This is a genomic window from Stenotrophomonas maltophilia group sp. Smal12 (genome assembly GCF_037079935.1).
Classification (GTDB): domain Bacteria; phylum Pseudomonadota; class Gammaproteobacteria; order Xanthomonadales; family Xanthomonadaceae; genus Stenotrophomonas; species Stenotrophomonas sepilia.
This window is the reverse complement of record NZ_JBAWUK010000033.1, coordinates 36,780-58,163: the sequence shown is the minus strand read 5'-3', so window position 1 is coordinate 58,163 and position 21,384 is coordinate 36,780. Positions and strand designations below refer to the sequence as shown.

Annotated in this window: 19 protein-coding genes; 14 read left to right on the top strand and 5 right to left on the bottom strand. The window is 67.1% G+C overall.

Features of this window, described 5'->3' with window-relative positions:
• Positions 1-316: 316 nt before the first annotated feature.
• Positions 317-1,375: a lipid A deacylase LpxR family protein gene (locus tag WDC87_RS14780; protein WP_080376906.1), complete on the bottom strand. Its 1,059-nt coding sequence runs from the start codon at positions 1,373-1,375 to the stop codon at positions 317-319.
• A 351-nt stretch (positions 1,376-1,726) separates the two neighbouring features.
• Between WDC87_RS14780 and WDC87_RS14775 the strand changes: the two genes are divergently transcribed.
• From WDC87_RS14775 to gnd, 7 genes are all read left to right on the top strand, one after another.
• Positions 1,727-2,005 (top strand): YbeD family protein, encoded by a 279-nt coding sequence (locus WDC87_RS14775; protein WP_065196483.1) that lies wholly within the window; start codon positions 1,727-1,729, stop codon positions 2,003-2,005.
• Positions 1,993-2,703, top strand: a complete 711-nt coding sequence (gene lipB / locus WDC87_RS14770) for a lipoyl(octanoyl) transferase LipB (RefSeq protein WP_072167188.1) — start codon at positions 1,993-1,995, stop codon at positions 2,701-2,703. Before WDC87_RS14775 ends, lipB begins: the two co-directional genes overlap by 13 nt.
• 18 nt (positions 2,704-2,721) lie before the next feature.
• Positions 2,722-3,732 carry a lipoyl synthase gene (gene lipA, locus WDC87_RS14765; RefSeq protein ID WP_072167187.1) on the top strand — a complete coding sequence of 337 codons (1,011 nt, stop codon included), beginning with the start codon at positions 2,722-2,724 and terminating at the stop codon, positions 3,730-3,732.
• Positions 3,733-4,010: 278 nt separating this feature from the next.
• Positions 4,011-6,188: a carboxy terminal-processing peptidase gene (locus tag WDC87_RS14760; protein WP_072167186.1), complete on the top strand. Its 2,178-nt coding sequence runs from the start codon at positions 4,011-4,013 to the stop codon at positions 6,186-6,188.
• A gap of 234 nt (positions 6,189-6,422) precedes the next feature.
• On the top strand, positions 6,423-7,019 hold the full coding sequence (locus WDC87_RS14755; RefSeq protein WP_252744845.1) for a DUF2242 domain-containing protein: 597 nt from the start codon (positions 6,423-6,425) through the stop codon (positions 7,017-7,019).
• Between the two features lie 2 nt (positions 7,020-7,021).
• Complete coding sequence (locus WDC87_RS14750; RefSeq protein WP_088496531.1) at positions 7,022-8,272, top strand: hypothetical protein; 1,251 nt, start codon at positions 7,022-7,024, stop codon at positions 8,270-8,272.
• 10 nt (positions 8,273-8,282) lie between these two features.
• On the top strand, positions 8,283-9,188 hold the full coding sequence (gene gnd / locus WDC87_RS14745; protein ID WP_072167183.1) for a phosphogluconate dehydrogenase (NAD(+)-dependent, decarboxylating): 906 nt from the start codon (positions 8,283-8,285) through the stop codon (positions 9,186-9,188).
• A gap of 184 nt (positions 9,189-9,372) precedes the next feature.
• On the opposite strand, the gene WDC87_RS14740 is transcribed toward gnd, so the two are convergent.
• Positions 9,373-10,416 carry an oxidoreductase gene (locus WDC87_RS14740; RefSeq protein WP_072167182.1) on the bottom strand — a complete coding sequence of 348 codons (1,044 nt, stop codon included), beginning with the start codon at positions 10,414-10,416 and terminating at the stop codon, positions 9,373-9,375.
• A 171-nt stretch (positions 10,417-10,587) separates the two neighbouring features.
• Here WDC87_RS14740 and WDC87_RS14735 point away from each other — a divergent pair, with 171 nt between their 5' ends.
• The 4 genes from WDC87_RS14735 to WDC87_RS14720 all read left to right on the top strand — a co-directional run bounded on the left by WDC87_RS14735 (position 10,588) and on the right by WDC87_RS14720 (position 14,976).
• Positions 10,588-10,974: a BON domain-containing protein gene (locus WDC87_RS14735; protein ID WP_072167181.1), complete on the top strand. Its 387-nt coding sequence runs from the start codon at positions 10,588-10,590 to the stop codon at positions 10,972-10,974.
• Between the two features lie 231 nt (positions 10,975-11,205).
• Positions 11,206-13,023: an ATP-binding protein gene (locus WDC87_RS14730; protein WP_252744844.1), complete on the top strand. Its 1,818-nt coding sequence runs from the start codon at positions 11,206-11,208 to the stop codon at positions 13,021-13,023.
• Positions 13,020-13,460 carry a response regulator gene (locus tag WDC87_RS14725; RefSeq protein ID WP_005411057.1) on the top strand — a complete coding sequence of 147 codons (441 nt, stop codon included), beginning with the start codon at positions 13,020-13,022 and terminating at the stop codon, positions 13,458-13,460. Before WDC87_RS14730 ends, WDC87_RS14725 begins: the two co-directional genes overlap by 4 nt.
• A 4-nt stretch (positions 13,461-13,464) precedes the next feature.
• Positions 13,465-14,976 (top strand): ATP-binding protein, encoded by a 1,512-nt coding sequence (locus tag WDC87_RS14720; RefSeq protein ID WP_088496527.1) that lies wholly within the window; start codon positions 13,465-13,467, stop codon positions 14,974-14,976.
• Between the two features lie 80 nt (positions 14,977-15,056).
• Here WDC87_RS14720 and WDC87_RS14715 read toward each other — a convergent pair whose 3' ends face one another.
• On the bottom strand, positions 15,057-15,797 hold the full coding sequence (locus tag WDC87_RS14715; RefSeq protein WP_061479677.1) for a 20S proteasome subunit A/B: 741 nt from the start codon (positions 15,795-15,797) through the stop codon (positions 15,057-15,059).
• 89 nt (positions 15,798-15,886) lie between these two features.
• On the opposite strand from WDC87_RS14715, the gene folK reads away from it, so the two are divergent.
• The gene (gene folK / locus WDC87_RS14710; RefSeq protein WP_088496526.1) at positions 15,887-16,372 is read left to right on the top strand and encodes a 2-amino-4-hydroxy-6-hydroxymethyldihydropteridine diphosphokinase; all 486 of its coding nucleotides are present in this window, start codon (positions 15,887-15,889) and stop codon (positions 16,370-16,372) included.
• Between the two features lie 59 nt (positions 16,373-16,431).
• Here folK and WDC87_RS14705 read toward each other — a convergent pair whose 3' ends face one another.
• Positions 16,432-17,169: a pteridine reductase gene (locus tag WDC87_RS14705; protein WP_005419347.1), complete on the bottom strand. Its 738-nt coding sequence runs from the start codon at positions 17,167-17,169 to the stop codon at positions 16,432-16,434.
• A 59-nt stretch (positions 17,170-17,228) separates the two neighbouring features.
• Between WDC87_RS14705 and WDC87_RS14700 the strand changes: the two genes are divergently transcribed.
• Both WDC87_RS14700 and WDC87_RS14695 read left to right on the top strand, forming a co-directional pair.
• Positions 17,229-18,413 (top strand): SAM-dependent methyltransferase, encoded by a 1,185-nt coding sequence (locus WDC87_RS14700; RefSeq protein ID WP_065178045.1) that lies wholly within the window; start codon positions 17,229-17,231, stop codon positions 18,411-18,413.
• Entirely contained in the window at positions 18,410-18,802 is a 393-nt protein-coding gene (locus WDC87_RS14695) for a hypothetical protein (protein ID WP_065178046.1), read from the top strand. Before WDC87_RS14700 ends, WDC87_RS14695 begins: the two co-directional genes overlap by 4 nt.
• A 118-nt stretch (positions 18,803-18,920) precedes the next feature.
• Here WDC87_RS14695 and WDC87_RS14690 read toward each other — a convergent pair whose 3' ends face one another.
• Complete coding sequence (locus WDC87_RS14690; protein ID WP_252744643.1) at positions 18,921-21,278, bottom strand: family 20 glycosylhydrolase; 2,358 nt, start codon at positions 21,276-21,278, stop codon at positions 18,921-18,923.
• Positions 21,279-21,384: the final 106 nt, after the last annotated feature.

The following is a 21,384-nucleotide window of genomic DNA, read 5'->3' as shown; positions in this document are numbered from 1 at the left end:
CCCCCCTACTACACGGCCATGAAGTACACGGGCTGGTGGAAGTTTTTGTGTATTTGTTGTAAATGATAATAACCCCCGCCGGGGGTTGTTAAACAAACGGCCCGCCAAGGGGGTTTTTTTTTTTTGTGGGGTTGGGGTTGGGGTGGGGTGGGGGGTGGGGGGGGCGGGGGGGGGGGGGGGGTGGCCCGGCGGGGGTGGGCCCACCGGCGGCCCCGCGCCCCCCACTACCCTCAGCCGCTCGCTTACAGCGAGCGATGCAATAACCGGTGTGCCGACCAACGGTCGGCACCTACCCGCTTCACCATCAGCCCCTCGCCTACAGCGACCGGCTGATGGTGAAGCTGCCGAACACCGGCGCCTCGCGCTGGCCGTTGAACTCGCGCGTGCTGTGGTAGCGCGCGGCGGCGAACTTCCAGCGGCCGTACATCACCGCCACGCCGTACCCGCCGTAGGCCACCACATGGCGCTTGTCCACGCTGTGACTGTTGCGGAAGGTGTTGCCATCGAGGGTGATATCGCGGATCACCCAGGCAGCGTCCGAGGTCGCGAACAGGTGCCAGGACCACCCACTGGGGCGGCCGCGGCGGGTCGGCGCGGTGTTCTCGCCGGCCGGGCGCAGCGGCGTGCTGCCGAAGTCGTCTGGCAGCTTCCAGCCAAAGCGCACTTCACCGCCGAAATTGGCCTTGGTTTCCAGGTTGCCGATCGACCCGCCGTAGTGGCTGATGGCGTCCCAACCCCAACCGTCGGCATTGACGCTGGCATCGCCCGGCCAGCGGCGCATGCGCTCATGGGTCAGCATGAACAGTGGTTCGTTGTGCAGCTGGTTGTCCCAACCCTTGAATTTTTCGTCGCCCAGCACGTCGTGCACGGCATTCTGCACCTGCTTGCCCTGTGCCCACGGACCGACCACGCCCAGTGTCAGCTGGGTGGTCTGCAGGCGGTCGCCGCTGCGCGCATTGAAACCGAAGTTCGCGATCAGCACGCCGGCGTAAGGGCGGTCGTCCTCGATCAGGTCCCTGCGAGTGAAATCGGTCGGGGTGAAGATCCCCTGGCCGATGCTGAAGATCATGTTCTGCTGTTCGAACTTGCCCGGATGCAGCCCTTCCAGGTACCGGTTCACCCAGCGCGCCATGCGCGGCAGGCAGGGGTCGTCGGTGTAATCGACCAGATTGGGGGAAACCAGGGTCAACAGCGCACCGTTGGTATAGCCCTGATCCTGGTGGCGGCCGCCGAACAGGTCGTTGTCGACGCGGAAATTGACCTGCGGCGGGTGGTCGCGCATGGCGTCCGGGCCACATTGTTCGGCCGCCTGGGCGGCAAGGGGGAGGGCAGAGGCCAGCAGGCCGGCGAGCCCGAGAGCTGCGACACTACGCATGGATGGAATGCTCATGGGGAAGGGGGCGGTTTTCAGTCGTTTTCTGCAACGCTACGGTACTCGTGCCCGCGCGTCGGAACGAGCACGTCCGGATCACTTGTCTGTTCCGAAAACAACATTGTCCGGCGGGCACAATTTGTTACCCGCGCACGCGCCGCGGGCCGGGCGTGAAGGCGGTCGCGGGCCGCCCGTACGATGTTCGCGTTGGTGACGGTCAGGAGATTGCAGTCAGCTGCCGTTGGGCCTCAGGCCCGTCCCTTTGGGCCGCCTGCAACGCAGCAGACCGCCGGTGCGGTCCTGGCGTTGATGAATACTCTTGGGTTTGTTGCCCTGCGGCCCGATAATGGGGCCATGGAAATCAAGTCCGACAACCCCGACCACGGCTTCCAGTTCCCCGGCCAGTTCGAGCTCAGCGCCATGGGCCCGGCCAACCGCGGCCTGGAGCATGAGCTTCCCCGCCTGTTGCTGGCCGCCGGCATCGATGTGGTGAACGAACGCATCAGCTGGAAGCACTCCTCCAACGGCAAGTACGTGTCCGTCCGCATCGTGTTCAAGGCCGGGAGCCGCGAACAGTACGACCTGGCGCACCAGGCGCTGCGTGACCACCCGGAAGTGAAGTGGACGCTGTAGCCGACTCCTGCCCGGCCGAAGCCGCCCCGGAGGACCGTGCGCCGCGTCCGGCGCTGGTCCGTGACCTCGGCCGCCAGCCGTATGAACCGGTGTGGCGCGCCATGCAGCGCTTCACCGACCAGCGAAGCGACGCCGATGCCGACGAGCTGTGGGTGGTCGAGCACGATCCGGTGTTCACCCTGGGCCAGGCCGGCAAGGACGAGCATGTGCTGGCGCCGGGCGACATCCCCGTGCTGCACGTGGACCGCGGCGGCCAGGTGACCTATCACGGTCCCGGCCAGATCGTGATCTATCCGTTGCTGCGCCTGCCACGGCTGGGCATCGGTGTACGCGATTACGTGTGCCGCATCGAGCAGGCGCTCATCGATACCCTGGCCGAGTGGAACATCGGCGCCGAACGCCGCGAGGGCGCCCCGGGCGTCTACGTCGGTGGTGCCAAGATTGCCGCACTCGGCATCCGCGTGCGCCGCGGCTGCACCTTCCATGGGCTGGCCTTCAACGTGGCCATGGACCTGGAACCCTTCCACCGCATCAATCCCTGTGGCTATCAGGGGTTGCAGGTGACCTCGGTGCTGGACTTGGGCGGCCCCTCCGGGATGGACGCCGTCAAGCCAGTGCTGCTGGACCACCTGGCCCGCCAGTTTGGCCTGCTGCTGCAGCACACGCCCGAACGGCCCGATCTTTCTGCGGCCGCCTGACCGCCCCCCGGAACTGCCATGACTGAAACCACCGCCCGTTCCATTCCCCTGCAGATCGTGCAGGGCGATTCTCCGTCCACCGCGCCGTTGCAGGCCGGGGTCAAGCAGCTGGGCGGTGACAAGATCAACCGTTCGCCGGTGCAGTTCGCCGACGCGCCGGTACTGCGCAAGCCGTCCTGGATCCGCGTGCGCATTCCTTCGGGCAATGCCGTGCAGAACCTGAAGGCCAAGCTGCGCGAGAACCGCCTGGTGACCGTATGCGAGGAAGCCAGCTGCCCGAACATCCACGAGTGCTTCGGTCATGGCACCGCCACCTTCATGATCCTCGGTGAGGTCTGCACCCGGCGCTGCTCGTTCTGCGACGTGGCCCATGGTCGCCCGAAGCCGCCGGATGCCAACGAGCCGGCCAGCCTCGGCCAGACCGTGGCCGACATGGGCCTGAAGTACGTGGTGGTGACCAGCGTCGACCGCGATGACCTGCGCGACGGGGGTGCCCAGCACTTCGTTGACTGCATCACCGCCATCCGCGAGAAGTCGCCGGGTACCCGCATCGAGGTGCTGACCCCGGACTTCCGCGGCAAGGGCCGCATGGAACGTGCGCTGGAGATCCTGGCGCAGAACCCGCCGGATGTGTTCAACCACAACATCGAGACCGTGCCGGACCTGTACCGCAACGTGCGCCCGGGTGCGGACTACCAGTGGTCGCTGAACCTGCTGAAGAACTTCAAGGCGCAGCACCCGGACGTGCCGACCAAGAGCGGCATCATGCTGGGCCTGGGCGAGGACTTCGAACAGATCAAGGCCACGATGCGTGACCTGCGCGCGCACGACGTGGACATGATCACCATCGGCCAGTACCTGCAGCCGACCGCGCACCACCACCCGGTGCTGAAGTACTGGACCCCCGAGGACTACAAGGCGCTGGAAGACTACGGTTACGAGCTGGGCTTCAGCCATGTGGCGTCCGGCCCGATGGTGCGCTCCTCGTACCACGCCGACGTGCAGGCCAAGGGCGCAGGGGTTTCCTGACACCCTCCCGGTGGGTGGGAGCTGCTTCTCCTGTGGGTGCGGACCGTTGGGCCCCACACCTCTGCCTGCGGTAGAGCCGAGCCCATGCTCGGCTGCTTGCTGCGGGCCAGCCGAGCATGGGCTCGGCTCTACATGCATTCACAATTTGCTACACCGGCCCCGCTAGGCTGGTTTTCCACCGAGCGCGGCCGGGTGACAAACCCGGCAACTTTCGGCACTGTCGGGGTGTCTGAACACCCTGCAGTCTCCCCCTTGGCAAGGCGCCTTCGAGCACGTCAATGAAATTCAAAGCCCCCGCATTCCTGATGGCCCTGGCGCTGGTCGCGCCGCTGGCGCTGGCGGCCAAGGCCGACTCGCCTGCATTGCCCGCTGCGGCAACTGCCGATCAGGTGACCACCTCCAAGCTGGTATATGGCCTGTTGTCCGACAGTCGTTACGCCTACCGCCCGCGTGCGCTGGACGAGGCCACCTCCAAGGACGTGTTCAAGCGCTATCTGGAGACGCTGGACGGCGCCAAACAGTATTTCACCCAGGCCGACGTGGCGCGCTTCGCGCCCTTCGAAGCCAACATCTCCTCGGCCATCCGTGGCGGCGAACTGGAACCGGCGTTCCAGGTGTTCGCGGTCTACAAGCAGCGTGTCGGCGAACGTGTGGCCTTTGCGCGCAAGCTGCTCAAGCAGGAGCCGGACTTCACCACCGACGAGCGCTTCGAGTACGACCGCAAGAAGGTGCCGTGGGCGGCCAGCAGCGCCGAGCTGGATGAGCTGTGGCGCAAGTCGGTGAAGAACGACTGGCTGCGCCTGAAGCTCGCAGGCAAGAAGCCGGACGATATCCGCAAGACGCTGGACAAGCGCTACGCGACGCTGGAGAAGTCGGTCAACGAGCTGAAGGGCGAAGACGTCTTCCAGTTCTTCATGAATTCGTACACCAGCGCGGTTGATCCGCACACCGATTACTTCACCCCGCGCACGGCCGAGAACTTCAACCAGGCGATGTCGCTGTCGCTGGAAGGCATCGGTGCGCAGCTGCAGCGCCAGGACGACGTGGTGGTGATCCGCGAGATCATCGCCGGCGGCCCGGCTGCGGTGGACGGCACGCTGAAGCCGGGTGACCGCATCGTCGGCGTTGGCCAGGGCAAGTCTGGCCAGGTCGAGGACGTGATCGGCTGGCGCATCGACGATGTGGTGGCCAAGATCCGCGGCGCCAAGGACACCCAGGTCAAGCTGGAGTTCATTCCGGCTGCCGAAGGTGCCGACGGCAAGCACCACACCCTGGTACTGACCCGGCAGAAGGTGCGCCTGGCCGAACAGGCCGCCAAGGGCGAGACCATGACCATTCCGGCCGCCAACGGCGAGCCGGCACGGAAGATCGGCGTGATCAAGCTGCCGACTTTCTACCAGGACTTCGAAGGCCGTCGCCGCAACGCCGCCGACTATGCTTCGGCCACCCGCGACGTGGCCAAGCTGCTGGCTGGTTTCAAGAACGACAAGCTGGACGGCGTGGTGCTGGACCTACGCAACAATGGCGGCGGTTCGCTGGATGAAGCCATCGAACTGACCGGCCTGTTCATCGAGCAGGGCCCGGTGGTGCAGGTGCGTGAGTCTGGTGGCCGCGTCACCGTCAACAGCGACCGCAACCAGGGTGTGGCGTGGGATGGCCCGCTGGCGGTGCTGATCAACCGCGGTTCGGCCTCGGCCTCGGAGATCTTCGCCGGTGCGATCCAGGATTATGGTCGTGGCCTGGTGATCGGTGAAACCAGCTTCGGCAAGGGCACCGTGCAGAACATCGTCGACCTCGACCGTTGGCCGAGTGGCGAGACCCAGCGCTTCGGCCAGGTCAAGCTGACCATCGCCCAGTTCTTCCGCATCAGCGGCAGCAGCACCCAGCACAAGGGCGTGGTGCCGGACCTGGCCTTCCCGGCCAGCGTCGATGCCACCGAGTTCGGCGAGAGCACCTACGATAACGCCCTGCCGTGGACCCGCATCGCCGCCGTGCCGCACACCCAGTACGGCAACTTCGCGCCGCTGCTGCCGAAGCTGGAGGTCCGCCACGACGCGCGAATCGCCACCGACAAGGAATTCCAGTGGTGGAACGAGGACGTGCAGCAGTTCCGGACCGAGGCGGCGAAGAAGTACATCTCGCTCAACGAGGCCACCCGTCGCGCCGAACGCGAGCGCCAGGACGCCCAGCGCAAGGAACGCCAGCTGCAGCGCAAGGAGCTGGGCCTGGCCCTGGACCCGCTGGCCGATGACAGCAGTGATGATGGCCTGACCGGCAACGAACGCGACATCGTGAAGGATGCCGCCCGCGAGAAGGCCGCCGAAAAGCGTCCGGACCCGCTGCTGCGCGAGTCGGCCTCGATCCTGGCCGACGCGGTGAACCTGCTGGCCAATGACCGTCCGCTGTCGGCCCAGGTGCTGCCGCAGTCCACCGGCGCGGGGCGTTGGGCGGACTGAGCCGGAGGCGGCGCACGACATCCGCAGGGGCCGGCATTGCCGGCCCCTATCTGTTTGGGAAGCCCATTCCCGGTCGCGCCGGGCCATGCCCGGGCCAATGAAGTGCCGCAAACGACTTGATCCCCTCCGTCCCCTTTTACGTGCATGAACCGGGAGCAACGTGGGGGGGCATATCGACCTGCCGCACACGGGGGCGGGACTACCCTTGGTGCTTCCGTCCTCGCAGGAGTACCCATGCGGGCCTCCCGTCTTTCCCGCGCTGCCGTGGCGTGCGCCAGCGCCTTGATCCTTTCGGCCTGTGGTGGCCGCGCCGCCGACAGCACCGTGCTGCGCGAGTCTTTCGATTCCGGCGATACCTTCTCGCGCACCGTTGAGGGACGCCCCGGCGAAGCCTGCGAGGCCGCGCGCCGCACGCTGCTCAGCCAAGGCTATGCCATCGCCCGCTCCGATGACGCACAGGTGGAGGGCAACAAGAACTTCCAGCCGCGCGAGGATGACCATGAGCAGCTGGTGCTGCGCATCTCCTGCGCCCCGCGCGGCAGCCAGACGCTGGTGTTCGTCAGTGCCGTGCAGGACCGCTACGCGCTGAAGAAGAGCCCGACCTCGGCCAGTGTCGGCGTGGGTGCGCTGGGCTCGGTGTCGCTGCCGTTCGGCAGCAACGACGACTCGCTGGTGAAGGTGGCCAGCAGCACGGTCACGGATGCCGAGTTCTATCGTCGCTTCTTCCAGCGCCTGCAGCAGTATCTGCCGGCCGCGGCTGGCACGCCATCGCCATCGCCGTCGCCGGCAGCGGCGCCGGAACCCGCACCGGCGGTCACGGACCAGGGCTGAGTGTGCGCGGCAGGTGGCTGATTGCAGCCCTGCTGGCGCCCGCGTGGGTCGTGGCAGCGCCATCCCCGGACTGTACGCAGGGCCTGCTGCAGCGGTTGGGGTGGCGCTTCGAAGAAGCGTCCCTCACCGCGCCGCAGGTGCGCGGTGGTCCCGTATGTACGCGTGCCTCGCTGGCTGATTCACAGGCGGCCGGCGACCTGCAGGTGCGGTGGCCGGCGGCGCTGCCCGCTGCCGCTCGGCAGGCACTGCTGCAGCAGCTGCTGGATGACCCCGCCACCGTCTGCGCCTATGCCTTCGAGCTGGGGGCGGCCACGCGGCGCGCGACTTCGGCATTGCAGGGCAATCCCACGTTCCGCTTCTCCGGCCCGCAGCTGGGATGGATCGGCTTCGGATTGCAGGGCGCACCGGCACAGGGTTGGCAGCGTACGCGCAGTTTCGGTCGTGGCTTCGTGCCCCGCGCGGGCAACAGCCATGCGCTGCAGGCGTTCTACAGCGGTGCCGTGCGTGCCGAATGCGGTGTCGGCCGCCAGGTCGCACAGCTGGCCACCCAGCGCGAGCTGTATGGCGATGCTGCGTTCGACACCGGGTTCGCAGCGGAGGAACTGTCGATCGGCACCTTCCTCGCGCTGCACGACACCGACAGCATCCTGCTCGGCGCGCATGCGGGCGACCTCTTCGCCGATGGCAAGGCGGTGCGCACCGCGGCGATGGGGCGGCAGGCGTTCGTGGGCGTGCCCGGTTTCATCGAACATGTGTACGACAAAGGCACGCTGGACGACCTGAGCAACCAGGCCGAGAACTTCGTGGTGGTCGAGGTGGGCGAGGGCGCTGCGCAGGCGCTGGCGCTGCACGCCGGCCTGGCCTGGTACGACCAGCGCAATGCCGAGCTCTGGAAACTGGCGCAGGACATTCCGCGCGCCGGCCAGCGCTATTTCGAGCGCCTGCTGTTCGAGCGCGATCCACAGCTGCGCGCACGCCTGGCACCGCGCTACCACGCGGCTCTGGTGCGCATGGATCAGCTGCTGGACGATCCGTTCTACCAGCAGTTCGTGATCTACGTGCATCCGCGCGGTATACGTCCTATCGGCTACCACATCGTCCGCCTGCTCGATCGCAACCCGAGAACGCCGTTTTCGATCGACCTGGCGGTGCACAATCTGCATACCACGCTCTACCGGCGTTGGCGCGAGGCGCAACTGCGCCACTGCGCGGCTACCGGCAGGCCAGGCAGCCTGACCCTAGACCCCAACTGAAGGTGAAACAATGGATATTGCAATGATCGGCCTCGGCCGCATGGGCGCCAACATGGCCCAGCGCCTGCATCGCGGCGGCCACCGCGTGGTCGGCTACGACCCGGGCGAAAGTGCGCGCCAGCGCGCTGCAGAAGCCGGCCTGGAAGTGGTTGATTCGCTGGCCGCCGCCGTGGCCGCGCTGCCGGTGCCGCGCGTGGTGTGGCTGATGGTGCCGGCGGGTGAAACCGTCGACCAGACGCTGGGACAGCTGACCCCGCACCTGGCCGAGGGTGACATCGTCATCGACGGCGGCAACTCCAACTACCAGGACTCGATCCGTCGCGCCAAGGCGCTGGCGGAGGACGATCTGGGCTACGTCGACTGCGGCACCAGCGGCGGCGTGTGGGGCCTGCAGGAAGGCTACAGCCTGATGGTCGGTGGCGAAGCGCCGGTGGTGGAGCAGATCGCACCGCTGCTGCGCACGCTGGCTCCGGCGGAGGATCGCGGCTGGGCGCGTGTTGGTCCATCCGGCGCCGGCCATTTCACCAAGATGGTCCACAACGGCATCGAATACGGAATGATGCAGGCCTATGCCGAAGGCTTCGCGCTGATGGAGCGCAAGCAGGAAATGGAACTGGACCTGGCCCAGGTGGCCGAAGTCTGGCGCCACGGCAGCGTGGTGCGTTCGTGGCTGCTGGACCTGAGTACCGAAGCACTCAAGCGCAATCCGTCGCTGGATGGCATCGCGCCATACGTGGAGGATTCCGGCGAAGGCCGCTGGACCGTGGCCGAAGCCATCGCGCTGGACGTGCCGGCACCGGTGATCACGTTGTCGCTGCTGGAGCGCCTGCGTTCGCGCGAATCGAATTCGTTCACCGATCGCCTGCTGTCGGCGATGCGCAATGAATTCGGCGGCCACGCCATCAAGAAGTCGTAAGCACTGCGGTGGGGTCAGAGTCCTTCGGCGTTGCCGAAGGGATCCGACCCCGGGCAGATCGGGGTCGGATCCCTTTCCGCAGGAAAGGGCTCTGACCCCATGCAGCCAGTCGAGCATGGCTCGACTCTACAAAAGCCGTCTCTGATCGTTGCCACGTCATCCACGCATGGCGTGGATCTACTGGTCAGTCCAACGCGATCCGCCGCCCTTCGCGCGCGCTGTCCATGCCGGCCTGCAGCAGCCGCATCAACTGCAATGCCTGCATCGGGCTGACCGTCGCTTCGCCGTCGCCGTGCATCGCCGCTGCGAACTGCGCATACAACCGACGATAGTCGCCGGGCAGGTTGTCGACGGTGCTGCGCAGAACATTGTCTTCTGCATCACAGCGCACCAGTTCGCCATGCCGGGGATCGATGCCCCAACCGGGCGCACCCGGCGCTACGCCGCGGCGCAGCTGGGCCTCCTGCACATCCAGGCCGTACTTGATCCAGCTGGCCTTGCTGCCATGCACGCTGAAGTGCGGGGCAGGGGCAGCCACCAGCGAACCGGCATGCACGATGGCGCGATGCCGCGGGTAGTGCAGTACGGCGTGGAAGTAGTCGATGCCGGCGCCACCTTGGCGCTGCACGGCCAGATCCGCATCGATGGCGTCGGGCCAGCCGAACAACACCAGCATCTGGTCCAGCAGGTGCGGGCCGAGGTCGTACCACAGGCCACTGCCTGGCCCGTCCTGTTCGCGCCAACGGTCGCGCACCTGCGGCCGGTAGCGGTCGAAATGCGCATGGCATTCGGCCACCTCGCCCAGCGTGCCTTCGGACAGCAGCGCCTGCAGCGTGAGGAAGTCGGCATCGAAGCGCCGGTTCTGGAACACGGTGGCGATGCGGCCGGCGTCGCGTGCTGCGGCCAGTACTGTTTCCGCTTCGGCCACATCCAGCGCAAAGGGTTTGTCGACCAGCACGTGCTTGCCGGCGGCCAGCGCGGCCATCGCCAGTGGCACGTGCTGTTCGTTCGGCGTGGCGATCACCACCGCATCCACCGCTGGATCGTCGAACACGTCCTGTGGCGTTGCACGCACGTGTACGTTGCTGAACGTGCGCAGCAACGTGTCGCGCTGCGAGCTGACGATGCTGTGCAGGACCAGGCCGGGCGTGTGCTGGATCAGAGGGGCATGGAAGACGCGGCCGGCGAGGCCGTAGCCGATCAGGGCCAGGTGCAGGTCGGGGCGCATGGCAGAGCTCCGGCTGGGGGGAAGGGCAGGGTAAACGACGGATGCGGACAGCCCAAAACTGAACCGTTGCCGTTGGAAACGCTTCGATTCACGGCGGCATGACCGCGACGCCACGCCTGCTCTACGTGCGCTTGTCCAGACTGGCAGCACATCCCGAAGGAGAACGACACGATGAGCAATACCACTCGCACGCTGATTGCTTCTGCCCTGACGCTGGGCCTGGCACTGTCCTCCTCGGCCGCCTTCGCCAAGGACCCGGCCGCGAAGAGCCCGCCGGCCACCAGCGCACATCCGGCTACCCATGCGGATCGCCATGATTCCAACGAACCGGTGACCGACAGCTGGATCACCACCAAGGTGAAGGCGGACCTGCTGACCAGCAGCAACGTCCCCGGCACCGAGATCAAGGTGGAAACGGTGAACGGCGTGGTCAGCCTGAGCGGCACCGTGGCCACCCAGGCCGAGAAGGACAAGGCGGTCACCACCGCCAAGGGCATCAAGGGCGTGACCCGCGTCGATGCCGCCGCATTGAAGGTCAGCGCTGCCGCCAAGCGCTGAACCGGTTGGGCGCCCCCGCGTGGGGCGCCCGGTGACCTGTAGAGCCGAGCCACGCTCGGCTGGAACTCCAAGGCAGCCGAGCATGGGCTTGGCCCTACAGGTCTGATTGCCAACCCGTTCAGCCGACCGCGCTGGAAATTCCAGAGTTGTGACCGCCTGCGCTATATTGCCGGTTCCGCCGCAACCGGGTTCGGCCCGGCCAATGCGTCGCGGCAGAGCTGAAGAGGAACTATGGCGCTGGTTTTCAGTGACGACATCTGGGACCGCTGGCGGTTGCCGGCCTTGGCGCTGGCCGCCGCCGCGATCATCGTGGTGCCGTGGTTGACCCTGCGTAAACTGCAGCAGGACAGCGAACAAGCGATGGCCTGGGTCAACCACACCCAGGCCGTGGGCGTGGCACTGCAGCAACTGCAGGCCGATGTGCGCGACGTTGAATCGGCCGCGTTGACCCTGTCCAAGGGCGTGGATGCCCCCGGCCTGCGCGAGCGCATGGCCCGCGCCGATGAAATTCCCGGGCGCCTGGCCGAACTGGGCCGGATGACCCGCGACAATCCCGACCAGCTGATCCGCATCGGTCGGATCGAATCGATGCTGGAAGGCCGCATGAAACTCGCCCGCGAGCTGGCCAGGTCCGAGCCGAACAGCGACCAGCGCGAGCTGGTGCAGGACCTGAGTACGCGCTATCCCATCCGCGGGCTGGTGGAAGAACTGCAGGCCAGCGAGCAGAAGCTGCTGGCGCTGCGCGCCGAGCAGGCGGCGCGCCAACGCAAGCAGACCGAACTGGTGTCGTGGAGTTCGCTGGTGATCCAGCTGGCGCTGCTCGGCCTGGTGCTGTGGCTGCTGCAGCGGCAGATCGGCCGTCGCCTGCATGCGGAGCGGCAATCGCTGCGCTCGGCTGCACGTGCGGCGTCGGTGCTGCAGACCGTGCGCGAACCGATCGTGCTGCTCGACCGCGACCTGCGCGTGCAGCTGCACAATCCAGCATTCGCTGAGCTGTACGGCCTGCAGGACGAGCGTGCCGACGGCCTGCTGCTGGAAAACGTTGGCGACAATGCATGGCAGGACCCGGTGGTCCGGCAGCGCCTGGCCGACGTACTGTCGCGCGGTCGCGAACTGTGGGACTTCGAGCACGAGCAGCGCACCGCTGACGGCGTGGTGCGCTACATGCTGCTCAACGCGCGGCGCATGCCGCTGCCCGACAGCGATGACGAGGTAGTGCTGCTGACCATCAGCGACGTCACCATGCAGCGCGCAGTGCAGCTGCGCGTGGAAGAGCTGAACCGCCAGCTGGAAGGCAAGGTTGCGCAGGTATCCGAGGTCAACCGCGAGCTGGAGGCCTTCAGCTATTCGGTCTCGCATGACCTGCGTGCACCGCTGCGCCACGTGGCCGGATTCTCCGACAAGCTGTCGCGCCACCTCGGCGATCAGGCCGATGACAAGAGCCGCCACTATCTGGACGTGATTTCCAGTTCGGCCCGGCGCATGGCAGCGTTGATCGACGACCTGCTGGTCTACTCGCGCCTTGGCCGTGCGGCGATGCGGCAGCAGGCGGTGGACATGCAGTCGCTGGTGGCCGACACCCGGGCCATGCTCGATTCCAACCTGCAGGCCGAGGCCGAGAACAGCGGCCATGTGCACCAGGTGGAGTGGAACATCGCGCCGCTGCCGATCGTGGTGGGCGACGAAAACATGATCCGCCAGGTCTGGCTCAACCTGCTCGGCAACGCAGTGAAGTACTCGGGCAACCGCGAGCCGGCGAAGATCCGCGTTGACTACCAGCAGCAGCCCGACGGCGGCCATCAGTTCACGGTCAGCGACAATGGTGCAGGCTTTGACATGGCCTACGCCGGCAAGCTGTTCGGTGTGTTCCAGCGCCTGCACAAGGCCAGCGACTATCCGGGGACCGGCATCGGCCTGGCCAGCGTGCGCCGCGTGCTGACCCGCCATGGTGGCCGTATCTGGGCCGAGGCCGAACCGGACGTCGGCGCTGCTTTCCACTTCTACCTGCCCCCCGCGACCGACGCGGACAAACAAGGTCCCTCTGCATGACGACTCTGCGCACCATTCTTCTCGCCGAAGACAGCCCGGCGGATGCCGAAATGGCGATCGACGCCCTGGAAGAAGCGCGTCTGGCCAATCCCATCGTGCACGTCGAGGACGGCGTGGAAGTGATGGACTACCTGCTGCGCCGCGGTGCCTTCGCCAACCGCGAGGAAGGCTTGCCGGCGGTGCTGCTGCTGGACATCAAGATGCCGCGCATGGATGGCCTGGAAGTGCTGCGGCAGATCCGCGAGCACGAAGAACTCAAGCGCCTGCCGGTGGTGATCCTGTCGTCCTCGCGCGAGGAAAGTGACCTGGCCCGCAGCTGGGACATGGGCGTGAACGCCTACGTGGTCAAGCCGGTGGACGTGGACCAGTTCTTCGGCGCGGTGCAGACCCTGGGCAAGTTCTGGGCATTGATCAACCAGGCACCGGAACTCGAGTGAGCCCATGCCCCTGACCGGTCCCGCCCTGGGGGCGCTGCGCATCCTGCTGGTGGAAGACTCAGCGGAAGATGCCGAGCTGATGTCCGAACAGATGCTCGACGCGGGCCTGGAGGCCCGCTTCGAGCGTGTGGAGAGCGAGGCGGAACTGCGCCAGGCACTGGCTGTGTTCCAGCCGGACATCGTGCTGTCCGACCTGAGCATGCCGGGGTTCTCCGGTGACGACGCGCTGCGCATCGTGCGCGAGACCTCGCCGGAGGTGCCCTTCATCTTCGTCTCCGGCACGATGGGTGAGGAGAATGCGGTGGCGGCGCTGCAGAAGGGCGCCAACGACTACATCATCAAGCACCAGCCTGCGCGCCTGCCTTCGGCGGTCGCGCGTGCGATCCGCGATGCACGCAGTGCTGTCGAGCGCGCACGCGTGGAAACCGAACTGATGCGTGCGCAGCGGCTGGAAAGCCTGTCTCTGCTTGCCGCCGGGCTCAGCCACGACCTGCGCAACATCCTGCAGCCGTTGCTGATCATGCCGGACCTGCTGAAGGCCCGCACCGAGGATCCGCAGCTGCACCACCTGGCCGACGTCATCGCCGAGTGTGGCCGCCGCGGCCATGAGATGGCCGAGTCGATGCTGTCGTTCGTGCGTGGTTCGCGCAAGCCGAGCGAGCGCATCGAGATCGATGGCCTGTTCGATGCGGTGGCGCTGCTGTTGCGCAGCAACGTGCCCGATGCCGTGCGCCTGGAACTGCAGGTGCTGGACGAAGGCCTGGTAGTCGACGCCAACTACACCGAACTGCAGCAGGTAATGCTGAACCTGGCGCTCAACGCGATCCAGGCGATGCCCAACGGTGGCCGCCTGAGCCTGACCGCCAGCCATGCCGGCCAGCGCGATGGCGTGGACTGGATGCAGATCTGCGTGTCCGACGAAGGCATCGGCATGGATGCGGACACGCTGTCGCACCTGTTCAATCCGTTCTTCACCACCAAGGCCGATGGCACCGGCCTGGGCCTGATTTCCTGCAAGCGCATCGTCGAAGGCGCCGGCGGCAGCATCCATGTCAGCAGCCAACCAGGGCAGGGCACCTGCTTCGAGCTGCGCTTGCCGATGCACGAAGCCAGCGACGGCAGCGAGCCGATCGAGCAGCTGGTGGCCCTGGGCAGTGGCCAGTCGATCCTGGTGGTCGACGGCGAAGCCACGCGCCTGTCGCTGCTCGGCAACGCGCTGTCCAGCCAGGGGTATCAGCTGCAGCTGGCCTCCGATGGCCCGGCGGCGCTGCGCTGGATGCAGCAGGAGGCGATGCCGGCGCTGGTGATTGCAGACGCCGGCTCAAAGCTGCTGCCGGCCAGCCAGCTGCTGGGCGAGATGGCTGCGCTGGGCTATCGCGGCCCGGCGCTGGTGCTGGAGGACGCGGCGGTGGCGGTGCCTGCCGATGCCTTCCCGGCCGGCGTGGACGTCCATGTACTGCGCAAGCCGCTGCAGATGCAGCAGGTGTTCCGGGCAGTGGCCGAGGCGCTGGGCTGATGCCGCTGGGGTTCTGTGGAGCCGAGCCTATGCTCGGCTGCTGTTCGCATTGACCTCGACAGCCGAGCATGGGCTCGGCTCTACAGGGCGGTTTCCCAGGGGAACCGCGGCAGCGCGTCCACCGCCTGTTCCAGCCGCCGCGACCAGTTCTGGTGGATGTCGGCATACAGCGTGGAATCCGCGCCCAGCCGCAGCTGCTGGCCGATGCGCAGTTCACCGTCGCGCAGCAGCGCCAGGTCGATCGGCAGGCCTACCGACAGGTTGGAACGGATGGTGGAGTCCAACGAGACGATCGCCGTGCGGGCAGCATCCTCCAGGCGCGTGGCGGGGCTGAGGATGCGGTCGAGGATCGGCTTGCCGTACTTGGATTCACCGATCTGCAGGTAGGGCGTCTCCGGCGAGGCGGCTATGGCGTTGCCGAGCGGGTAGATCATGTACAGCCCGGGCCGCTCGCCGGCGATCTGGCCGCCGAAGATCAGCGTGGCCTGGGTGTTGACCCCGTCATGGCCGTGTTCGCTGTGGCTGCTGTGCACCTGGCTGTCCACCAGCAGCTGCCCCACATACGCGGCGGCTTCGAACAGGTGGGTCATGTCGCGCAGGTTGGGCACGCGCCGCTCTGCGGCGTCGCGGCCCAGGCGCGACACCAGCAGCTGGGTGGTGGCCAGGTTGCCAGCCGCCATCAGCACGTAGGCTGCCTGGCCGGGATATTCGAACACGTGCAGCTTGCGATGCACGCGTACATCGTCCAGCGAGGCATTGGTCCGGGTGTCGGCAGCGAAGACCAGGCCCTCGTCCACCTCGATTCCAACGCAATAGGTCATGTCGGTGCCCTATCATGTGCGTCCCGGATTGTAGGCAGGCCGCCGTGACGACGGCATGTCCACGCCCCCCTCGCTGCCACCTGAACCGCATGACGACCGTGCTCCTGAGCCTGGGCAGCAATGTCCAGCCCCGCCGCTACCTCCACGCCGCGGTGGCGGCCCTGCGCGAGCGCTTCGGCGCGCTGCAGGTCTCGCCGGCCTACCGTACCGCCGCGGTCGGCTTCGACGGCCCGGCCTTCCTCAACAACGCGGTGGCGATCGAGACGGACTTGCCGCTGCAGGAACTGGACGACTGGCTGCATGCGCTGGAGGACGCGCACGGCCGCGACCGTAGTGGGCCGCGCTTCTCCGACCGGACCCTGGATATCGATGTGGTGTTCTACGGCGACCTGGTGGTGGAAGGTCCCGGCCACCTGCGCATTCCCCGTCCCGAACTGAAGCATGCCTTCGTGCTGAAGCCGCTGGCCGATATCGCGCCCGACTTCATCGATCCGGTCAGCGGGCTGGGCCTGGCCACGCTGTGGCGCGCGCACGCGCAGTTTGGCGAGGCGTTCGAGGTGGTTGACCTGGATTGATGGAGGTTGCCGGCAGCGGCCGGCATGACCGGTAGCGCCGGCCGCTGGCCGGCAACCTCTCAGCTGACCGTGCGCCCGCCATCCACGCGCAGCGTGTGGCCGGTGACGAAGCTGGCTTCGGCCACCAGCCAGTACACCGCTTCGGCGATCTCCTCGACCGTACCGATCCGCGCCAAAGGCGTGCGCGCCAGCAGGGCCTCGCGGGCGAAATCGTCCTTGCCCTGTTCCGGCCACAGGATCGCGCCGGGCGCCACCGCATTGACCCGCACCTTGGGCGCCAGCTCCAGCGCCAGCGAGCGGGTGGCCATCTCCAGCGCGGCCTTGGCCATCGTGTAGGCGATGTGGTCGCGCATCGGGTCGGTGCCGTGCAGGTCGGTCAGGTTGACGATGCAGCCCTGCTGGCGGCGCAGGTAGGGCGCGGCCGCCTGTGACAACAGCAGTGGCGCGCGCGCATTGACCGCATACAGCTCGTCCATCGCCTCGGCGGTGACCTGGCCGAGCGGGGTGGCATAGAAGTTGGAGGCGTTGTTGACCAGCGCGTCCAGGCGGCCGAAGTGGGTAACGGCCTGTTCCACCAGGTCGGGCAGGGCGTCGGCGTCACGCAGGTCGGCCTGCAGCGCAAGCACGCTGCCCGGCCGCACATTGTCGAAATCGAACGCGGCCTGCTGCAGTTCGGCGCTGGAGGTGTTGGCATGCAGTACCACCGACCAGCCACAGGCGTGGAACTGGCGGGCGATGGCCGCACCGATCCGGCGCGCGCTGCCGGTGATCAGGACCACGGGGTGGGTATCGCTCATCGAGGGTCCTCCAAGGCTCGGCTATCCTGTGCACCATTGTCACCGCATTCGAAGACGCCATGCAGCCCACCTTCCCCCTGCCCGAAGCCGATGCCCTGGCCCACAGCGACCAGCTGGCGGCCGCCCTGCGCGCCGAAATCCTTGCGCAGGGCGGAGCGATGCCGTTCTCGCGCTTCATGGAGCTGTGCCTGTACACCCCCGGCTGGGGCTACTACAGCGCCGGCGCCAGCAAGTTCGGAGGCAGCGGCGACTTCACCACCGCACCCGAGCTCGGCAGCCTGTTCGCCGGCAGCGTGGCCAATGCGCTGGCGCCAGTGTTCGCCCAGCTGGGCGCGCAGGCCCGCATGCTGGAACTGGGCGGCGGTACCGGCGCCTTCGCCGAGGCCGTGCTGCTGCGCCTGGCCGAACTGGACGCGCTGCCATCGCGCTACGCCATCCTCGAACCCAGCGCCGACCTGCGCGAGCGCCAGCAGCAGCGCCTGCAGCAGAACCTGCCGGCCGAGTTGGCCGCGCGCGTGGGCTGGATCGACCGCCCGTTCGAGGAGGACTGGGAGGGCGTGGTGTTCGCCAACGAGGTGATCGACGCGCTGCCGACCCCGCGTTTCCTGATCCGGGACGGCGAGGTCTATGAGGAAACCGTCGAGCTTGATGGCGAAGGCAACTTCATCCGTGGCGCGCAGCCGGCTGACATCCTGCTCAACGGTGCGGTGCGCCACATCGAGCGCTACCTTGAAAAGCCCTTTGCCGACGGTTACCGCTCCGAGGTGCTGCCGCAGCTGCCGTACTGGCTGCAGGCAGTGGCTGGCGGCCTGCAGCGTGGTGCGATGCTGTTTGTCGATTACGGCTACAGCCGCAGCGAGTTCTACCAGCACGACCGCGACGATGGCACGGTCCGCGCGTTCTACCGCCACCACGTGCATAACGACGTGCATCGTTGGCCCGGCCTGCAGGACATCACCGCGTCGGTGGATTTCACCGCGATGGCCGAGGCGGGCATGCACGGTGGTTTCGAATTGGCGGGGTACTGCAGCCAGGCCAGTTTCCTGCTCGGCAACGGCCTGGACCAGGTGCTGCTGCTGGCCGAAGAGCGTACGGATGAGGTCGGCCGCATCCAGCTGCGTGACCAGGTGAAGAAGCTGACCCTGCCGACCGAGATGGGCGAGCGCTTCCAGGCCATCGGCCTGCAGCGTGGTGTCGATTTCGAGCCGGCGTTCGAACTGGGCGACCTGAGCTGGCGCCTGTGAGCAATGCGTTGCCGCTGATCAAGCCGCTGCGGCGGCAGCGGCTGTGGACCGCGCTTTGGACATTGGCGGTGTTGCTGGTGATCGTGGTCTGCCTGATCCCACCACCGCCGATCCCGCTGCCGGAAAACAGCGACAAGGGCGAGCACTTCCTCGCCTACTTCATCCTGGCCGGCAGCGCGGTGCAGCTGTTCCGGCCGGGGCGCCCGCTGCTGTGGGTGGGCGTGGGGCTGGTGCTGATGGGCGTCGGCATCGAGTTCGCGCAGGGTGCGCTGACCAGCAACCGCACTGCTGACCCGATGGATGCGCTGGCCAACACGATCGGCGTGCTGGCCGGCATGGCCACGGCGCTGACCCCGTTGCGCGATCTGCTGATGCGCTGGCGGGGCTGAGGTTCCTGTAGCGCCGAGCCCGTGCTCGGCTCCCTCCCGAAAGGCAGCCGAGCATGGGCTCGGCTCTACAGTAGATCCACGCCATGCGTGGATGGATTGCGCCAGGACAGGCTTGCGGTTACTTCTTCAGCGTGACCTCATCCAGCACCCACATCGCCGGGCGCGTATCGCCGGTGAAGTTGATGCACAGGTCACCCGTGCCCTGCGTGCCCTTCGGCAGCGCCGCACGCAGGGTCACGAAGCCATCGGCATCGGGCGTGGCCGGCAGCGGTACCTGAGCCAGCACCTTGCCCGTGCAATCACCGCGGCGGATCAGCATTTCGCCATGTGCGCTCCGGGCCTTTTCGAAGCGACGCTTGGGTTCATCGTGGGCCAGCTGGAAGTAGTACGGAATGCGGCCCGCGCGGACCTCCACGCTGCCGATGCCGTCCAGCTGCGCCTGCGGCCAGCGCCAGCATGGCTGGAAGATGTCGACGTTGAACACCGCACGCGTTCCCTCGCGCGGGCCGTCGTCTTCCAGGCGCAGCACCAGCCCCTTCTTGCCCACACAGCTGAGCAGCGCATCGCTGCGGCGGCTGAGCAGCGACTGCGCGGTGAACGTGGCGATGGTCGGCTTCGCGGCCAGCATCTGGCCCTGGTAGAACGCGGCGGCCTGCACGGTGGTCGGCAGCGTCGCGGTCAGCGGCTGCTGGTACAACGGCGACTGCGCGGTCACCGGCTGGCCATCGGTGCTGTAGCGCACTTCATAGCCCAGCGGATTGGCCAGCGATAGGGTCACGGAGTTTTTCGCGCGATCATCGGTGTAGTCCACGCCCACTTCGAACGGGGTCTGCGCGTAGGCCAGGCCCCAGGCACGGTAGCGCTGCAGCTGCGCGGGCAGGCGCGCTAGGAAATCGCGGAAGTCGCGATGTTCCGGCGTACTCCAGCCGGTCTCGGCCACGGCGGCCAGGCGCGGGAACAGGTTGTGCTGCAGGCGCGCGTAGGTGCGCGTGTGCTCGGTGAACATGTTGGCCTGCAGGCCGAGAATGTGCTGGCGCTTGTCGGCCGCCAGCTCGGCCGGCACCGGCTCGAAGTTGTACAGCTTGCCGAGGTTGACCTGGGCCGGGCGACCCGGTGGCTCGTTCGGCGAGGCGGTCTGCAGGTAATCCAGGTACAGGTATCCCACCGGGGACATGACCACGTCATGGCCGGCACCGGCTGCAGCCAGGCCACCTTCGGTGCCCTGCCACGACATCACCGTGGCCTGCGGTGGTAGGCCGCCTTCGAGGATTTCGTCCCAGCCGATCAGGCGCCGGTCGTGCTGCTCCAGGAAGGTCTCCAGGCGCTTGATGATGTGGCTCTGCATGGCCATTTCATCCTTGATGCCCAGCGCACGCATGCGCTGCTGCACCTGTTTCGAGGCTTCCCACTGGTCCTTGACTGCTTCGTCGCCGCCGACGTGGACGTACTTCGCAGGGAACAGCGCGATCACTTCTTCCAGTACGTTCTCGAGGAAGGTGACGGTGCTGTCTTCCACGTTGAACAGGTTCGGGAACACGCCCCATTCGCTGATCGGCTTCAGCGGGGTGTTGATTGAACCCAATTCCGGGTACGCGGCGATCGCCGCGGTGGCATGGCCGGGCACGTCGATTTCTGGAATCACCTGGATATGCAGCCTGGCGGCATAGGCGATCACTTCGCGGATCTGCTCCTGCGTGTAGAAGCCGCAGTACGGATGCTCCTTGCCACTGGCCGGATCGATGCCACCGTCGCCGGCCGGCAGGCGGCAGCTGCCCACCTCGGTCAGCTTCGGGTAGCGCTTGATCTCCATGCGCAAGCCCTGGTCATCGGTGAGGTGCCAATGGAAGGTATTGAGCTTGTGCGCGGCCATGGCATCGAGCACGCGCTTGATCTCGTCCAGGCTCTGGAAATGCCGCGCCGAGTCGAGCATGAAACCGCGCCAGCCGAAGCGCGGCGCGTCCTGGATCTGCACCGCCGGCAGCACGCCGTTGCTGCCACCCGTGACCAGCTGGGCAAGCGTGGTTGCGCCGTAGAACAGGCCGGTTTCGTTGCCGGCCTGCACCAGCACGCCCTGCGCGGTGCTTTCCAGCGTGTAGCTCTCACCGCTGTCGCGGAAGGTCGGGACGATCTGGAAGCGGATGCTGCCCGACTTGCCTGCCGCCTTGCTCATGGCCGGCATGAGTCGCGGACCGCCACTGCGGGCCAGCAGGTCGGCGAACTGGGTGGCGACGCGCTGCGCGGCTTCGCCTTCGGCGTGCAGCGCGGTATCGGCGCGTACGGTGATGCCGCTGCCCTGGCCGTGCTGCACGGTAGCGGGCGCGGGAATCAGCATCAGGCTGCCGGCACGCAGCTGCGGACCCGGTGCTTCAGCGGCCGGCGTGGGATCGGCGGCGAGTGCGGGCAGTGCCGGCAACAGGGCGAGCAGGCTGCCCAGCAGCACTGCGCTGCGCATCCGGGCGCGGGAAGGCTTGACCATCGGAACGACTCCTTGGAACGGTGCGATGAACGCTATACATGAAAAACGCCGGGCCCGGAATGACCCAGGCCCGGCGTGCGTGCACGACTCGGCGATGTTGCTGCCG

What these genes read in the sequence shown, in the direction of transcription:
- WDC87_RS14780 (WP_080376906.1), bottom strand. Translation starts at nt 1,375, where the DNA reads ATGCGTAGTGTCGCAGCTCTCGGGCTCGCCGGCCTGCTGGCCTCTGCC.
- WDC87_RS14775 (WP_065196483.1), top strand. Translation starts at nt 1,727, where the DNA reads ATGGAAATCAAGTCCGACAACCCCGACCACGGCTTCCAGTTCCCCGGC.
- lipA (WP_072167187.1), top strand. Translation starts at nt 2,722, where the DNA reads ATGACTGAAACCACCGCCCGTTCCATTCCCCTGCAGATCGTGCAGGGC.
- WDC87_RS14760 (WP_072167186.1), top strand. Translation starts at nt 4,011, where the DNA reads ATGAAATTCAAAGCCCCCGCATTCCTGATGGCCCTGGCGCTGGTCGCG.
- WDC87_RS14755 (WP_252744845.1), top strand. Translation starts at nt 6,423, where the DNA reads ATGCGGGCCTCCCGTCTTTCCCGCGCTGCCGTGGCGTGCGCCAGCGCC.
- gnd (WP_072167183.1), top strand. Translation starts at nt 8,283, where the DNA reads ATGGATATTGCAATGATCGGCCTCGGCCGCATGGGCGCCAACATGGCC.
- WDC87_RS14740 (WP_072167182.1), bottom strand. Translation starts at nt 10,416, where the DNA reads ATGCGCCCCGACCTGCACCTGGCCCTGATCGGCTACGGCCTCGCCGGC.
- WDC87_RS14735 (WP_072167181.1), top strand. Translation starts at nt 10,588, where the DNA reads ATGAGCAATACCACTCGCACGCTGATTGCTTCTGCCCTGACGCTGGGC.
- WDC87_RS14730 (WP_252744844.1), top strand. Translation starts at nt 11,206, where the DNA reads ATGGCGCTGGTTTTCAGTGACGACATCTGGGACCGCTGGCGGTTGCCG.
- WDC87_RS14725 (WP_005411057.1), top strand. Translation starts at nt 13,020, where the DNA reads ATGACGACTCTGCGCACCATTCTTCTCGCCGAAGACAGCCCGGCGGAT.
- WDC87_RS14720 (WP_088496527.1), top strand. Translation starts at nt 13,465, where the DNA reads ATGCCCCTGACCGGTCCCGCCCTGGGGGCGCTGCGCATCCTGCTGGTG.
- WDC87_RS14715 (WP_061479677.1), bottom strand. Translation starts at nt 15,797, where the DNA reads ATGACCTATTGCGTTGGAATCGAGGTGGACGAGGGCCTGGTCTTCGCT.
- folK (WP_088496526.1), top strand. Translation starts at nt 15,887, where the DNA reads ATGACGACCGTGCTCCTGAGCCTGGGCAGCAATGTCCAGCCCCGCCGC.
- WDC87_RS14705 (WP_005419347.1), bottom strand. Translation starts at nt 17,169, where the DNA reads ATGAGCGATACCCACCCCGTGGTCCTGATCACCGGCAGCGCGCGCCGG.
- WDC87_RS14700 (WP_065178045.1), top strand. Translation starts at nt 17,229, where the DNA reads ATGCAGCCCACCTTCCCCCTGCCCGAAGCCGATGCCCTGGCCCACAGC.
- WDC87_RS14690 (WP_252744643.1), bottom strand. Translation starts at nt 21,278, where the DNA reads ATGGTCAAGCCTTCCCGCGCCCGGATGCGCAGCGCAGTGCTGCTGGGC.